This is a genomic window from Pseudomonas sp. TAA207, assembly GCF_001529285.1.
GTDB lineage: Bacteria > Pseudomonadota > Gammaproteobacteria > Pseudomonadales > Pseudomonadaceae > Aquipseudomonas > Aquipseudomonas weihenstephanensis.
This window is the reverse complement of the sequence record NZ_LLWJ01000036.1, coordinates 1-14,342: the sequence shown is the minus strand read 5'-3', so window position 1 is coordinate 14,342 and position 14,342 is coordinate 1. Positions and strand designations below refer to the sequence as shown.

Sequence of the window (14,342 nt, the reverse complement as noted above, 5' to 3'; positions counted from 1 at the left end):
TTCCTGTTGGCTGCTGTGCTGGAGGCCGGTGTGGACGATGCTCACGGTGCGCCAGCGGATGTTCAGGTCTTCGCGCGGGTGGTCGGTCAGGTCGAAGGATTTGCCCGGTTGCAGACGGGCGTCGTCACCCTCGACCTCGGCGATGCGGGCATCGCTGCGCAGGGCGTTCAGGCGGGTTTGGGTGAAGGGCTTGCCCGCGATGTCGCGCTTGTAGCGGCCGGGATAATCGAAGCGTTCGTACTGGCGGCCTTGGTGTTCGAGCTGGGTGCCGGTGGCGATGTGTTCCTGGTCGTAGCGCGGGTGGGTAAAGGTGTAGTCGCGCTGCACCTGGCGGGCGGTGCGCACCTGTTCGGTGTAGTGGAAGCGGTGCAGCGCCGGTTCCGGTTGATCGCCGCCAGCCATGGCCTGGTACAGCACGTTGCAGGCGTCTTTGGGCTCGATAGTGCCGATGGCGCTGACGCGGTCGGTGACAATCAAACGATGGCCGTCGGCGCGGTGTTCGAAGGTGTAGAGCAGGCCTTCTTCGGCAGCCAGCCGGGCGATGAACTCAAGGTCGGTTTCACCGGCCTGGACGCAGTATTCGCGGGGTTGGTGGTCGTAACTGAGGCGTTGTTCGACGTCGTTCAGGCCATGGGCCTTGAGCACGGTGTCGAGGATTTGCGGCACCGTTTGCTGCTGGAAGATCCGCCAGTTGGAACACAGCCGGGTGCGGGCTAGTGCGGGTTCAATCACGGCGCTGTAGCGGGTGCGGCGAAAACCGGTGTCGCCTTGGGTCAAGGAGCTGATCAGGCCATGCACGTAGCGCACCGGGGTGTCGCCACGCCAGATCGTCAGCAATGCGGGCTTGTCCAGCAGCGTGCCGAAGTCCAGTTCGGCATCAAAGCTGGCCAGTTGCAGTGCCAGTGTGAAGGGCTTGGACAGGCCTTCATCAAGGGTGAATTCGATGACCTCGAAGTCGGCGCCACCGCTGGGTTCGAAGGTGTAGCGCAAGTCGCTTTGGCGGGGCATGGCGCCCTCCTTGAGGCACGCTACCGCCCAACCCGTGATCTCGACGGGCTGGAAGGTAGCGAAGGAAAAAAGCGTCGCCTACCAGAGCAGGCAGCCCGTTGTATTAACCTTGAGCACGACTGGGCATGCGCCAGTCGTCCGAGCCTTCGGTGCCGGCAAGCAGGTGTTCCCAGATGATCTTGCGATAGGTCAGGCTGACCTCAATGACTTGGGTGTAGCTGGCACTGCTCGGGTCCTGAGCATGGGGAAGGACGGTATCGATGGAGACGATGGTGGCGTCTTCAAACAGTGTTCGATAGAACTTCTCTTGCTTGCCATCGGTTGAGGTGCGGTACCACTCGACCAGAACATTGGTCAGTGTTTCGCCATTGACCAATGCAGTGTTGAGCAGTGGCATGGCTTTGTTGAGGGCGCAGGTAAAGATGAAGGGCGAATGCACGCGAGGCCCGGATGGTTGGCCGCTTTGTGGATCCGTGGGCGTTTTGATCGAATGTTTAATCGCTTGCACGAGGATTTCGTCCTCATGGCCTTCAACAAAGACATTACCCACCGAATCGCCGGTAAAGGCGCCTTGCGTGATGAGCCCCTGGGTTTTGCCTTCGATCCTGATGTATGCGGGTGTAGACATGAAAAACTCCTTGTAGCGCTTATAAAAACGACCCGAAGGTCGCCACCGTCGACCTGACGGTGGGTACTGGCGCACAGGGCGCCAATTCGTGGCTCGTGCTCAACCGCCGGGGTCGAAGACGATGGGATTCAGCGCGGGCAGCTCGCGCGACGGGGCTATAACGTGAGTACTCCGTCGAGGGCGTTCAGCACTTCCCGGGTAATGCCGTTGAGGCGTATGGCGTAGACCGTGTAAGCGACTACCAGCACCGCCGTGACCGCGACCCATGGCGTCCACCACGGCCACTGCTGGTTGACTCGGTAGTGGCGCGGGGCGACGTTGCTCAGAGGGTCGGTCAAGCGTTCGGGCGCGGGGCCACGCAGTTCACGGAGGGTGCGGTGCAACTTGGCGATGATCTTTTGCCGCTCGCCATCACCGTTGGGTTGCAGGGCGTATTTGCCTTTAAGGCCCATGCACAGGCACAGGTACATGAGCTCCAGTAGGTGTGGGTACTTGGCTGCGTCCATTTGCAGGCGTGAGAGCACGGTGAAAAATTTCTCGCCGCCCCAGGTTTCCTTGTGGATGTCACTGAGCAGGGAGCAACCGCTCCAGGTCGAGTGTTTGCCCCAAGGCGTGGCCATGACGGTTTCGTCCATCAGCAGGCACAGGCTGTAGGAATAGGCCAGCCGGGTTGCATCGTCGTAGTCGGATTGACGTACTTCTTCGAGGATTGTGGTGATCTGGTTATGCACGCTGCGGTACAAGGCGGGCACGTCGTTGCACTGATCCAGTGAGCGCAAACGGATAACCAGCCCGAACAACGGCATGGCAGCGTCGGCCAAAGGGTTGTAGGCCAAGCCGCGCAGTTGGAATTCAGGGTCTGGTTGTTCCAGTTCCTGCGGCGTGTGGGGCGCAGTGCCTGATGTCGTCGAGTCGCCGTCGATTGCAGCGTGCAGCAGCGTGTTCAGTGACGGATCGGGCTGATCGGTCTGGGGGGCGGTGATGGGACCTGTCATCTCATTGACTCCTGATGGCCCAGAACTGCAGTTCCAGTTCGGGGAAGTCGGCGGCGATGTGGAAGCCGAATCCGGCCGCGCCGGTCAGGCTCTGCCAGGCGGGATGATGGCGGTCGAGTTCGAAGTAGCTGAACCCGGCATGGAAGGGCAGATGCCGGGGGGCCACGGGCAGCGGAATCAGCGGGATGCCGGGCAGTTGCAGGCTGACCAGCTTGCTCAGTTGCTCCAGTGAGCTGACCTTGGTCTGTTGCAGGAACTGTTGACGCAAAATTTCCAGTGGCATCTGTGCGCGAACCGCGAGGATGAACTCGGCATCCTCCAGCAGCAGACGGTCATGCACGGCGGCGGTCAGCACCCCGTATTGCTGGGTTTCGATCGGCAAGGCGACCGCGCGCGGTTGCAGTACGGTGCCCAATGCCCGGCGCAGGGTGTCCTGCAGAGGCTTGAGCGATTTGCGCAGTTGGTCATGCTGGTAGGCCGGATACTCCAGAGGTAAGCGACCGTCGTCGGTAAAGGTGACCAGTTCGCCGCAGGCCTGACTGAAGGCGATGTAGAGTTGCTCCGGATGCACATGTTGGCGGCGAGCCAGGTGCTGGAACAGCGGGTGGAGGCGGTTGAGGGTCTGCAGCAGGTTGAAGTCGGTGACATCGGCCACCCCGGACTGGCTGGCCGAACCGATGCGCTCGGCAATGGCGCGGGCCCGTTCGCGCATCAGTCCGGCTATTTCCCCGAGGTAACGTTTGAGCGGTGGCACGGCATGCACCGATACGCTGGTGGGGTAGAAGTCGTCATCCATCACCAGACTACCGTCCGGGCGTTTGTCCAGAATCCGGCCCAATGCAATCCCGGTAAATGCACTGCGATCATTGCGCTCCTGCATCATCTGCAGGTTCGGAACGGCCAACTCCATGCTCACTTGGTCGCCATCTTCGCTGTGGGTGTCGTACACCTCGCTGCGCCGGGCGCTGTAGCGGCTGTTGGCGTAGCTGTCGGGCCATTGCACCTCTAGCGCCCCATCGCTGCGTAACAGCAGGCACAGGTGAACGATCTGGTTGACCGCCGAGCTGTCGGGGATGTCGAGCGCAGGTGGGGGCGGCTGGTCATTGGGAATATCAAAGACACTGCCATCGGGCATCACCCCACGGGCACGGATGATGGCGATCTTGCCGAAGCTCAGGTACTCGGGGTTGAGTTCCAGCTCACTGAAGCCATACAGCGTGTCATTGAGGCAGTTCAAGCGCTGTTGCACCTGTGCCTCGGCGGCACGGGCCTGCTGTTGAAAGTGCTGGGGTTTGACGAACAAACCTTCGTACCAGATCACGGGGTTGGAACTCATCGGCAGGCTCTCTGCAAAGGGAAGAAAAGGATGGTCGTCGGCGGTCGAAACGGACGGTCGCGGTGGGTCATGGCGTCTCGTCCTTGAACTCGACGCGGGTGGTATCGAAGTGCGCCAGCAAGGCGTACTGGCGCCCTTTGGGGTTGACGCGCAGAATTTGCTTCCACTGGGTCCCAGTGGTTTCGTGGTAACGGGCAATCACCGCCAGGTAGCGGGTTTGTTCGTCGATGGTTTGGTAGTCGATGAACTTGAATTGGCCGGGCAGGAGCACGTAGTCATCTGCACCGATATAGGTGCTGCCCAGCGCCTGTTGCAGATCCTTGGTCAGCGCTTCCAGGTTGGCGTCCTGCAGCAGCGAGTCGTCTTTCAATTGCACAATTTTGAAGGCGATGGGCGTGGCGATGTCTTCGGCCGTGGACTCCGTGGACGCGCGGTGGCCCGGCGCGGTGAGGCTGACCTGCGGGTCGGTATAGTCACCGAGCACGGAGTGTTCGAGAGGGGACATCGCCGGGGCGTCGGCATCGGGTGTCGCTGCGGAGTACGCAGGGGAGGTGGCGTACAGGTGGTCGAGCAGGGCCTCTAAACGTTCGGTCAGGTCAAGCGGGCTGCTGGCGCTGAAATTTACCGTATAGCCAGTAGCTTTTTGCGTCACATGGCCTTCTCCCTCGCGCGTGGACGCGTCGCGCACGCTACTGGCGTTCGGATTGACGGTGTCAGTGGCGTACAGGCTCAGGGCGATCTGGGTAGGCTGATCCTTCGGCTCACCCACCGGCGTGGAGGGGTTCATGATGACGTGGCCGAGTTTGCCCAGCATCGTGCAGCCACCCAGCAGCAGGCAGGCAATGATCAGGGTGAGGGTGCGGGCGAACACAGCTGGGTATCGCGCCGGGGATGGGCCGGGCGAAACAGGCTGTTGTGTCATGGGAGTGTCTCCAGCCGTGAGGCGGCAAGAAAGGGCCGTGGCGTGGGGGGCGTGCTCGAATGTCGCCAGGGTCAGTGCTGTGGGTGCGCGCACGGTGTGAGTGGCGTCCAGTGCTCGTATCGGGTCGTGTTGCTCATGTAAGCCAAACGGTGTGCCCAGGCGTTCGAACTCCGGCGAGTAGTCCTGAGTGAGGACTTGCGGTTCGGGCGTGATCTGATGCCCCTCCAGCAGCGTCTCTAACGGGCAGCGGCTTTCATTGAACAGGGCCGTTATCGCGTGCTGGCTGAGGTGTTGGTAAGTCGTGCTGCGGGTGCCCTGATCGTGCTGCAAGTACACGTTCAGGGTGTAGGCCCCCACATGCAGGCTGTCGCCTTCGTTGAGCCGCACCGTCGTGTTGCGCCCCATGGCCAAGGCGTGGCCATTGATGCGGGTGTGGCCGCAACGGTCGATGACGCAGAAGCGACTCTCAACCAGACGTATTTCGCAGTGCAGCGGGTAAATCGCGTGTTGGCGGTCGTTGAGCAGCCAGTCACAGGCAACACTGCCAATGCTGCCACCTGCGCTATCGAACTGGCGGTTGGCCGTGCAGCCATGCAGCAGGTGTTCGGGGTTGCGCACCACCAAGGTCATTCGGGGAGCCGTCAGGGTCATGATCGGCCCTTGATGCGCACCACAGCGCTTTGCCGGTGCTCCTGCTTATCAAGAAAACTGGTCCAGCCCAGATGCGTGCCGTGTTGGCGCCTGAGGTTGAACGGCGGTACATCTTCCTGGCGCAGCCCCAGCTCCACGTCGTAGGCGAGCACGTCCCGCAGCAGCACATTCATTAACGTGCGCAACGCTTGGAACTGTTGGCCGCTGGGTAGAAATTGGCGAAAGCGCGTTTCATCCAGATTCGGGATGACCAGGGTGAATTTGCTGCGGCGGGTTTTGACGCGACCACCGACGACAAAACTGTCGCCCAGTACGCCTTTGCCTGAGTGTCCCAATGTCAGCTGTTCGTGGGATTGAAGCGTGACGTAGCGCGCGTCGAATTCACGAATATGTACGCCGTGCAGGTCAAAGCAGTGACCGACGATTCCGGCAACAATGGTCGGTGAGCGACTGCGACTGGCGATCAGCCCGGCAAAGCTCAGTAACCGGCTCCATGGCAGTGCCGTGGTCCCGCGCAGTTCACTGTCGTCGAGGCCGATCAAGCAAAACACATAGCGTGAATAGCCGTCGCGGGCCTCGGGCTGGAAACGGATGTAGTAGCGATAGCGACGCCAGCTGTCATGCAGCAAGGTCAGCAGGCGATGGTTGAAAAAATCCAGAAAAGCGGGGCGAATGCCACGCCCCTGGGCGTCTTCATAGGCGACCAGATCAAGGTAATAGCCCGGCAGTGGTGAGTCGCTACCATGCAAGCCGAAAAACGTGGTCTGCACGCGGTAATGGTCTTCATCCAGGCGTTCGGCCAGAGTGACGTCAGAGGCCGGAAATCCTAGCCCCGGGTGGGTTTGCAAGCGCACACGCCGATGCTTGGCCGCACGCGGCGCGTCCACTTCCAGGTCATCGCCATGCAGCGCATGCAAATGCTCCAGCAGACGATAGAACGAATAGTTCCGTGCGTCGGCCAGCAGCGTGTCGGTCAGATCACGGGTTGTTTGCCGGTCAGCAGGGGCCATTGGTAGTGCTCGTTATTGGTGGTATTGGTCACTTCCAGTTGGTGGAAGGCATTGATGCTGGCGTAGAGCGCGAAAAAGTGGGACAGCACAGTGCTGAACAGATACAGGTCGCCTTCACACAGGAAGGCCGCTTGATCCAGCTTCAAGTGCGTGGTCAGGCCGCGGATGGGCAACCCCTTCATCAGCAGGTCAATGGGCCGGGTGGTTGCTTCGCCGATGCCGTCCAGACGCTTGCGCGTGGCGCGGGCCTGCTGCAGGTCATGCAGCGCGGCAAAGTCATAGGCGCGAATGACCGCCTTCAGTGGCTCAGCCGACAACAGCGACAGGTAGTTCAGTGACAGATTGGAAATCAGTGTCCAGTGCAGGCTGGCATCCAGTACAGGCGGATAGCTGCGGGTGGGCGCGGTGAGGTTGGTGTAAGTCGCCAGCGTCGGGGTGTGCTCAGTGGTCAGGCACAGGTCGCCCACCGCCAGTGCCTGGGGCAGGTCACGGTTGCTGCAGATCAATTCCAGCGAAACGGTTTCCTGCAGGTCGATATATTCGCTTTCATCGCCACGGACAAAGGCGATGCGATGCAGGATGCCTTCGCGGCCCAACGAGTCCTCAACACGGGTACGGTAGTAAACCGCCGTACGCTGGCGGGCATGTTCAATCTCATGCTGGAACGACTCGAAGGGGGGGTAGGTTCGAGCGGGCTGACCTTCCGCCTGACCGGTGACCCGGTCGATGCTGAATACCTCGTAGGCGTCCGGGCGCTGGCCGCTGGGCTGAACACGCTGATCCACGCTGCGCCCGTTGAGGTTGAGCGGTTCGGCGTCGTGCTGGAACAGGTTGACTGCCGGTGCACAGTACAGGCTGATGTCGCTCGTTTTCAGCCGAACCGTTGACGGCATGGGCCGGGAGAACTCGAACTCAAAGCGCAGGGTCTGGGCCTGAATGGCTGGCCATACCCGCAGCAGACGCGTCAGGCTGAAAAAATGAAACCGTTGGGGGAAAACAAAGTATTCCTGCAGGATGCGATAGCCGTCGAACACGTTGCGCGGGTACGGCAGCAAGGCTTCCTGCGGGCTGAAGCCAGGAAAGGCCACGTCTTTGCTGGACAGGCTGTAACGCGTACCGTCGATCTGGACATGCACTGACTTGAGGTAGCGGGCGATCCACAGGTACAGGGTCAAGGCGGTACTGCTGTCGCCACTCAGATGAAAATCCAGGCGGTCACAGGACATTTCATTGAGCGGGTGTTGGGTCTGTACCTGGAGGTCAATGCGCATCACCGATTTTTCACGGCTGTGTGCATCGCTGACCTCAACCAGTGACAACGGGAAGAGGGCAACGTCTGTGCAGGTGCGAAATTCGCAACGAATGCCGTCCACTTCCTTGGCGAACAAGCGGCTGCCTTTGGGCAACACTTGGCGCTGGGTTACCGACTGCTTGACCGGGTCGAAACGCACCATGGTCATGCTGGGTAGCGGCCGCAGGTAGTTGGGCCACAGCATCTGCAGCAGCGGTTGGGTCAGCTCCGGAAAATCGCTTTCAATTTTCAGGCGCAACTTGGCCGTGAGAAAGGCGAAGCCTTCTAGCAATCGCTCGACATCCGGGTCGCCCGCCTCGTCACCAAGAAAGCGCGCCAGTTGGGGGTTGTCCTGGGCAAACTCGCGACCCAGCTCACGCAAATAGCGCATCTCGTCGCTAAACATGTCGCGTAAATTCATAGGGTCCTCAGGTCACGCGGGTGTAACGGTTCTGGCCGTGCATGGCCACGGTGAGCTGTACCAACTCGTCCTGGTTGTTCAGTCGCACCTGGCAGTCGAGCCGAAACGTGAGTTCCAGTGGCAGCTGTGGGTCGGGTTCGAACCGCACACTGCGGACCTTGATCCGTGGCTCGAAGGCCTCCACTGAACGGCGGATATCGGCGCTGATATGAATCACCAGGTCGGCACTGCCGATCGCGCCGGCGTTGAAATCACTCAAGCCCAGTTGGGGGCTGCTTTGTGAGCAGCCCCGACGAGCATTGAGCAAGCGCTCCAAGTGCTGTTTGATCGCGTCGACTTGTTGGCGTGCCAGTTGCTCGCGTGTCAGGCGCTGACGCACCGGTGCATCAAGCTCAAGCCGTTCGAACAGGCTGGCCATTGATATGCTCCGTCACTGCATATCCAGTCGCCCAATCAGCGAGATTTCAAAGTTGGCGCCCATGTATTTGAAGTGCGGGCGTACGGCCAACGAGACCTGATACCAGCCGGGATTGCCCTCGACGTCATGCACCTGGATCTTGGCGGCACGCAATGGACGGCGGCTGCGCACGTCGCTGGAGGGGTTTTCCTGGTCGGCGACGTATTGCTTGAGCCACATATTAAGTTCGCGTTCCAGATCCTGACGCTCCTTCCAGCTACCGATCTGTTCGCGCTGCAGCACTTTGATGTAGTGGGCCAGGCGGTTGACGATGAACAGGTAGGGCAACTGCGTGCCGAGCTTGTAGTTGGTCTGGGCTTCCTGGCCTTCGCGCGTCTTGGGGAAGTTCTTCGGCCGCTGTACGGAGTTGGCCGAGAAGAACGCTGCGTTGTCGCTGTCCTTGCGCATGGTCAACGGCATGAAGCCTTCTTCGGACAGCTCGAACTCTTTACGATCGGAGATCAGCACTTCGGTCGGAATCTTGGCCTGTAACTGACCGAAGGCTTCATACAAATGGACCGGCAGATCGTCGACGGCACCACCCGATTGCGGGCCGATGATGTTGGCGCACCAGCGGTAACGGGCAAAGCTGTCGGTGATGCGGGACGCGATCAGGTAGGCGGTGTTGCCCCACAGGTAGTGATCGTGCTGGCCGTTGATGGTCTCGTCGTACATAAAACTGCTGGTCGGGTTTTCCAGCGTGTCGTACGGCTGGCGCAACAGGAAACGCGGCAGGCCCAGCACCAGGTGACGTGCGTCCTCGGAGTCGCGAAGGCTGCGCCATTTGGTATGGCGCGGCCCCTCGAAGATGTCCTTCACTTCCTTGAGGTTGGGCAGGTTCTGAAACCCGTCCAGGTTGAAGAATTCCGGGCCGGCGGCGGCCACGAACGGTGCGTGGGCCATGGCGCCGATCGAGGCCATATAGCTGAGCAGTTTGATGTCCGGCGAGGACGGGCCGAAGGTGTAATTGCCGACAACGCTGGCGATCGGTTCGCCCCCGAACTGGCCGAAACCTGCGGTGTAGACATGCTTGTACAGCCCGCTGCGGGTAATGTCGCCAGCGTTGTCAAAATCCTCCAGCAACTCGTCTTTGGTGACGTGCAGCACTTCCAGTTTGATGTTCTCGCGAAAATCTGTGCGATCGACCAGCAGTTTTAAACCGCGCCATGCCGATTCCAGCGCTTGGTAGGCCGGCTGGTGCACAATCTCGTCCATCTGTTTGCCCAAGGCGCGATCCACCTCGGCAATCATCTGGTCGACCCGGTGCTTGTTGATCAATTGCTCGGTGTTGTCGCTCTTGAGAATTTCACTGATAAAGGCGGCCACGCCCTGTCGGGCGACGGCATAGCCTTCTTGGCTAGAGTCAAGCAGGGTCTGCTGCATGATTTGATCTAGCAGGGTGCCTTCCAGGGGGGCGTCCTTGACGTCCAAAGCAGGGGCGAGTGGGCTTTGCGTATGCATGGCAATACTCCGTTCGAATCGGATGGCAGGGAGACAATTCAACGCAAATGGCGTTAGACCGAGGGGGCGTCCAGCGCCAGGTTCAACTCGCTGATCAGGCGTGCCCGAGTCTGTTCATCGCTTAGCAGGTGCTGCAATTGCTTGCGAAAGGCGGGGACATTGCCCATCGGTCCTTTGAGTGCGACCAGCGCCTGGCGCAACTCCAGCAGTTTGTTGAGCTCGGGCACTTGGCGCGCCACGGCGTCAGGGTCGAAGTCGTTGATGGTCTTGAACTGCAGACTGACCTGCATGTCGCTGTCGTGGTCGTTGTTCAGTACGCACGGTACGGCCATGTCCAGGCCGATGTTGGCTTTGGCCAAGACTTCATTGAAGTTGTCTTTGTCGATACGAACCGCTTGGCGTTCTTCCAGGGAAGTTGCTTCGCCGTGGCCTTTGAAGTCTCCGGTGATTAACAACTTCAGGGGAAGTTCTACTTCCGCCTGCTGATCGCCGGTGGCGGGAACGTATTTGATGTTGATGCGCTCTTTGGGTGCCACTGAGCCAACTTTCTGTGCCATGGGGAACATCCTTTTTCAGAAGGTTGGGTATTTAGCTCATAAAAAAAGAGAGATGTAATGTAGTCCTCAAGCTTGTTTGTCGTAGGAATATCTTTCACAAATACTGTCGAGTCACTCGAAGGCTTGAATTTTATGGCTTTTTTGAAATTAAAGAATATTCCTACAATAAAATAAGTTTATCTTCAGCTGGTCTGGAGTTTTTCTTATTGTATGTTTGCTGGCATTGTGAACTTGTGTTTGTTTTGTGCATTTCGCGAAATCAATACGGGGTAAAGTTCGGCGTTGGCATTATCTGTGCGAATTTAAGTCAGGGTTTTCTGTGGCGATATTAAGTGTTTGGCGATATAGAAATAGATGCACTTGATTGCACTTGTGGTTTTGCTATTCAAGTTGCAGGGGGCGTCTTAACGGCATAGCGGTTTGCCTCATGGCATACGGCGCAAGGCATCTAACGGTCAACAAAAATGGATGGGACTGTATTGTTTAAGAGCGCCGGAATATGGGTGTTGGTCAGCGTAATGGGGTGTGCAGTGCAGGTGCATGCAGCACCCGCACGCGATTGCACTGCAGTGGTGTCAGGTTTGGAGCGCCTGGCCTGTTTCGACCAGGCTGCCGGTACCCCGGCTCGGGTGCCGCCAGTTTCTTCGTCGCGTACGGCGCCTGCGCGCTCAACGGGGCTGGCCGGTTGGGTGCAGGCAAACGAGGTGCAGCGTCTGCCCGAAGACAGTCGTTTTTTGCTCTCGCGCTGGCGGGTCTCAACTGCTCCCCTCCAGCCGCAGTTATTGATCTCAGCGCCCGCGTTGGGTGCGGTCGGTCTGCGACCTCACTTAGTGATCAGTTGCCAGTCGGGTATTTCAACCTTGCAACTGCTGATGGCAGAACCGGTGGTACCGAACCGCATCCGCTTACGCGTTTTCAAGGATGGCCGTCCGCTGGCACCGGCTCGAGAGTGGCGTGTGCTCGACACCGGCAAGGTCATTGATGCCGGGCGCGGGTTGCCCGCCATTGATTTGTTACGTGGCATGGGAGGTGGCCAGCGTTTGCGTTTGGAAAGTGACTACCCGTCGTTGGATGGCGTGATGTTCGACGCCGATGGATTAGGTGCGTTGATTGAGCAGGAGCGCCAGTTATGTCGCTGGTGATTGATGTGCCGCCCGGGATCGTAGCCTTGCTGCTGGCACCCATCGATGCGCAACAGCCTGCTGGCTACTTTGATGTAGAGGATGAAACCTATCAGGCCATCGACCAGGAGATGGTCAAGCTCGGGGGGCTGCACGAGGCCCGTATCGACTGGCCCTATATCGACGAGGCGGCGCGCCAGTACCTGGCCACCCAGTGCAAGCACTTTCGTATTGTTGCGCATCTGCAAACGGTCTGGCTGCGTACCCGGCAATGGCCGCAATGGGCTGATGCGCTCGGCCTGTTGGCCGGGATGGTCGAGCAGTATTGGGACAGCGCCCACCCCAAGCCTGGACCGACCGGGTATCTGGCCAAACGCAAGCAGGTCAAGGCGCTGTTGCAGCGGCTGAGTGAGGCACTGGCCGGATTGGATCACTTGAGTTTCAACCCGGTGCATCAGGCGTCGGCCGAACAGGCCGTGACCCGGCTGCACAGTCGAGTCGAGGCAGCGCAACTGGATCAGTGCGACCTGGATACGCTGCATCAGGCTTTAGCGAGGCACGCGGTGCAGGCGGTGGAATCACCTGCGCCCACTACCGTTCGCGGGCCTTGGTCGCAGGCGGATGCCGCATTCACTCCGGCTTTTTTGTCCAGCGCCAACCCTTTGCCTGCCGGTAATGAGCGTGAGCAGCGCCGTGCTGTGCTGAGCATGGCGGAGCTGGTCAACCAACAGGATGTGTACGACCCCACTGGCTATCAATTGCGACGTTTCGGTCTGTGGGCACATCTGCATGCAGCCCCCTCGGTGACCCGTGACCGGCTAACAGAGTTGATGGCAGTACCGCGCGATATTGTCGCTGGCTATGAGGACGCCTTGGCCTCCAATGCTTTTGATCCGGGGTTGCTGTTACGCATTGAGAAAAGCGTCAGTGCTGCACCGTACTGGCTGCGTGGCAGCTTTCTGGCGGCAAGTGTTGCCGCGCGGCTGGAAATGAATGAGGTGGCCGATGGCATTCGTCAGGCCTGCGCACGCTTTGTGCGAAGGGTTCCAGCTTTGATGGAATTGTGTTTCAGCGACGGCACGGCCTTTGTGGATGCGCCTACCCAAGCGTGGCTGACCGGCGCTGATGGGGCTGAACGCAGCAGCAGTAGTACGGTACAGGAGTACGCCGGATTGCGTGACGAATTGGTGACCCAGCTGAATCATGAAGGTGTGGAGGTGGTGTTATTGCGCTTGCAGGAAATGCAGGCGGCCTACCGTGCGCCACGCCAACGCTGTTACGCCACTGTCATTGCCGCTGATGTGTTGGCGGCCCGAGGCTTGGGCTGGCTGGCCACTGACCTGTGCGCCAACGTGGCTCGGGTGATGCAAGCCACTCCGGCCGCGCAATGGGAGCCAGATCTGTACCAGAAGCTGGTAGAGCAGCATCCCGCCGAACTCGCTGCCGCAATGACTGCCGTCAAGGGTTAGGAGTCTTATGCCCCGCCAAAGCGACTTGCGCTACACCTTCGAACCCAGCGGTGGCGCCGACTTCGAGGTCATCGAATTCACCCTTGATGAAGGCCTGTCCAAGCCCTTCACACTGGCACTGCAACTGGCCAGCTTTGATGCCGAACTGAACTTCGGCACGCTGCTCGACAAACCCGCGCTGCTGACGATCTGGCGTGGCGACACTCCGGTGCGCTACGTGCATGGCCTGATCAGTTCCTTGACCCAAGGCGACACCGGTTTTCGCCGCACCCGCTACAGCGCCGTGATTGAACCCGCACTAGCCCGCACCCGGCTGTGTTCCAACTGGCGGATCTTCCAGCAGCAAACGGTGCCGCAAATCCTCGACACCGTGCTCAAGGCCCATGGCCTGAACGACGTCGAACAACGCCTCAGTTACGACCACCAACCCCGCGAATACTGCGTCCAGGCCGGTGAAACCGACCTTGAGTTCATCGCCCGGCTGGCGGCCGAAGAAGGCCTGCTCTACACCTTCGAACACCGCGCCGACGGCCATCGTTTGATTGTCACCGACCGCGTCAGCGCCATCGGCACTATCGAGCCCAAAGACGCCTGCAACGTGCTGTACCAGGCCATGGCTGGCGGCGATCAACCGGAACCGGCGCTGCACCGCTTCCACTACACCGAACAGGTGCGCACCGCCCGCCAGGTGCAGCGCGACTACACCTTTACCCACCCGCGCTACGACCAGGAACACATCGCCACCGGCACCCAGCTCGAACACCAAGGCCGCCAGTACGAACGCTTCGATTATCCCGGCCGCTACAAGCGCGACATCGCGGGCAAGCCCTTCACCCAAACCCGCCTGAACGCCCTGCGCAGCGATGCCCGCATCGCCGAGGTCGAGGGTGACGACGCCCGTCTGCAACCGGGCAAATCCTTCGACCTGACCGACCACCCGCGCGAAGACCTGAACATCCGCTGGCGCACCGTGAGCATCGTCCACACCGGCCTCCAGCACAGCAGCCAACAGGAA

General features: G+C 60.0%; 13 protein-coding genes. 3 read left to right on the top strand and 10 right to left on the bottom strand.

Going from position 1 to position 14,342, the window contains the following annotated elements; all coding sequences use genetic code 11:
* From tssI (AP059_RS00695) to tssB, 10 genes are all read right to left on the bottom strand, one after another.
* The coding region (tssI, locus tag AP059_RS00695) for a type VI secretion system tip protein TssI/VgrG (protein WP_120752302.1) at positions 1-1,008 on the bottom strand (1,008 nt) is incomplete at its 3' end.
* 103 nt (positions 1,009-1,111) lie between these two features.
* A complete protein-coding gene (locus AP059_RS00690) occupies positions 1,112-1,636 on the bottom strand; it encodes an Hcp family type VI secretion system effector (RefSeq protein ID WP_059761447.1) in 525 nt (174 codons plus the stop codon).
* A gap of 155 nt (positions 1,637-1,791) precedes the next feature.
* Positions 1,792-2,631 (bottom strand): type IVB secretion system protein IcmH/DotU, encoded by an 840-nt coding sequence (icmH, locus tag AP059_RS00685; RefSeq protein WP_059761446.1) that lies wholly within the window; start codon positions 2,629-2,631, stop codon positions 1,792-1,794.
* Between the two features lies 1 nt (position 2,632).
* Complete coding sequence (tssK, locus tag AP059_RS00680; RefSeq protein ID WP_059761445.1) at positions 2,633-3,967, bottom strand: type VI secretion system baseplate subunit TssK; 1,335 nt, start codon at positions 3,965-3,967, stop codon at positions 2,633-2,635.
* A gap of 67 nt (positions 3,968-4,034) precedes the next feature.
* Entirely contained in the window at positions 4,035-5,540 is a 1,506-nt protein-coding gene (gene tssJ, locus AP059_RS00675) for a type VI secretion system lipoprotein TssJ (protein WP_082706714.1), read from the bottom strand.
* Positions 5,537-6,550: a type VI secretion system baseplate subunit TssG gene (tssG, locus tag AP059_RS00670; RefSeq protein WP_059761443.1), complete on the bottom strand. Its 1,014-nt coding sequence runs from the start codon at positions 6,548-6,550 to the stop codon at positions 5,537-5,539. Before tssG ends, tssJ begins: the two co-directional genes overlap by 4 nt.
* Positions 6,514-8,262 carry a type VI secretion system baseplate subunit TssF gene (gene tssF / locus AP059_RS00665; protein ID WP_059761442.1) on the bottom strand — a complete coding sequence of 583 codons (1,749 nt, stop codon included), beginning with the start codon at positions 8,260-8,262 and terminating at the stop codon, positions 6,514-6,516. Before tssF ends, tssG begins: the two co-directional genes overlap by 37 nt.
* A 7-nt stretch (positions 8,263-8,269) precedes the next feature.
* The gene (gene tssE / locus AP059_RS00660; RefSeq protein ID WP_059761441.1) at positions 8,270-8,680 is read right to left on the bottom strand and encodes a type VI secretion system baseplate subunit TssE; all 411 of its coding nucleotides are present in this window, start codon (positions 8,678-8,680) and stop codon (positions 8,270-8,272) included.
* Between the two features lie 12 nt (positions 8,681-8,692).
* Positions 8,693-10,180, bottom strand: a complete 1,488-nt coding sequence (gene tssC / locus AP059_RS00655) for a type VI secretion system contractile sheath large subunit (protein ID WP_059761440.1) — start codon at positions 10,178-10,180, stop codon at positions 8,693-8,695.
* Positions 10,181-10,233: 53 nt separating this feature from the next.
* The gene (tssB, locus tag AP059_RS00650) at positions 10,234-10,737 is read right to left on the bottom strand and encodes a type VI secretion system contractile sheath small subunit (RefSeq protein WP_059761439.1); all 504 of its coding nucleotides are present in this window, start codon (positions 10,735-10,737) and stop codon (positions 10,234-10,236) included.
* Positions 10,738-11,201: 464 nt separating this feature from the next.
* Here tssB and vasI point away from each other — a divergent pair, with 464 nt between their 5' ends.
* From vasI to tssI (AP059_RS00635), 3 genes are all read left to right on the top strand, one after another.
* The gene (vasI, locus tag AP059_RS00645) at positions 11,202-11,879 is read left to right on the top strand and encodes a type VI secretion system-associated protein VasI (protein ID WP_256209612.1); all 678 of its coding nucleotides are present in this window, start codon (positions 11,202-11,204) and stop codon (positions 11,877-11,879) included.
* The gene (gene tssA, locus AP059_RS00640; protein WP_059761438.1) at positions 11,867-13,327 is read left to right on the top strand and encodes a type VI secretion system protein TssA; all 1,461 of its coding nucleotides are present in this window, start codon (positions 11,867-11,869) and stop codon (positions 13,325-13,327) included. The genes vasI and tssA overlap by 13 nt, the downstream gene beginning before the upstream one ends.
* Before the next feature lie 7 nt (positions 13,328-13,334).
* The coding region (gene tssI, locus AP059_RS00635; protein ID WP_120752301.1) for a type VI secretion system tip protein TssI/VgrG at positions 13,335-14,342 on the top strand (1,008 nt) is incomplete at its 3' end.

Bases quoted from the DNA above. Each gene is read 5' to 3' on its own strand.
- AP059_RS00690 (WP_059761447.1), bottom strand. From the start codon at position 1,636: ATGTCTACACCCGCATACATCAGGATCGAAGGCAAAACCCAGGGGCTC.
- icmH (WP_059761446.1), bottom strand. From the start codon at position 2,631: ATGACAGGTCCCATCACCGCCCCCCAGACCGATCAGCCCGATCCGTCA.
- tssK (WP_059761445.1), bottom strand. From the start codon at position 3,967: ATGAGTTCCAACCCCGTGATCTGGTACGAAGGTTTGTTCGTCAAACCC.
- tssJ (WP_082706714.1), bottom strand. From the start codon at position 5,540: ATGACCCTGACGGCTCCCCGAATGACCTTGGTGGTGCGCAACCCCGAA.
- tssG (WP_059761443.1), bottom strand. From the start codon at position 6,550: ATGGCCCCTGCTGACCGGCAAACAACCCGTGATCTGACCGACACGCTG.
- tssF (WP_059761442.1), bottom strand. From the start codon at position 8,262: ATGAATTTACGCGACATGTTTAGCGACGAGATGCGCTATTTGCGTGAG.
- tssE (WP_059761441.1), bottom strand. From the start codon at position 8,680: ATGGCCAGCCTGTTCGAACGGCTTGAGCTTGATGCACCGGTGCGTCAG.
- tssC (WP_059761440.1), bottom strand. From the start codon at position 10,180: ATGCATACGCAAAGCCCACTCGCCCCTGCTTTGGACGTCAAGGACGCC.
- tssB (WP_059761439.1), bottom strand. From the start codon at position 10,737: ATGGCACAGAAAGTTGGCTCAGTGGCACCCAAAGAGCGCATCAACATC.
- vasI (WP_256209612.1), top strand. From the start codon at position 11,202: ATGGATGGGACTGTATTGTTTAAGAGCGCCGGAATATGGGTGTTGGTC.
- tssA (WP_059761438.1), top strand. From the start codon at position 11,867: ATGTCGCTGGTGATTGATGTGCCGCCCGGGATCGTAGCCTTGCTGCTG.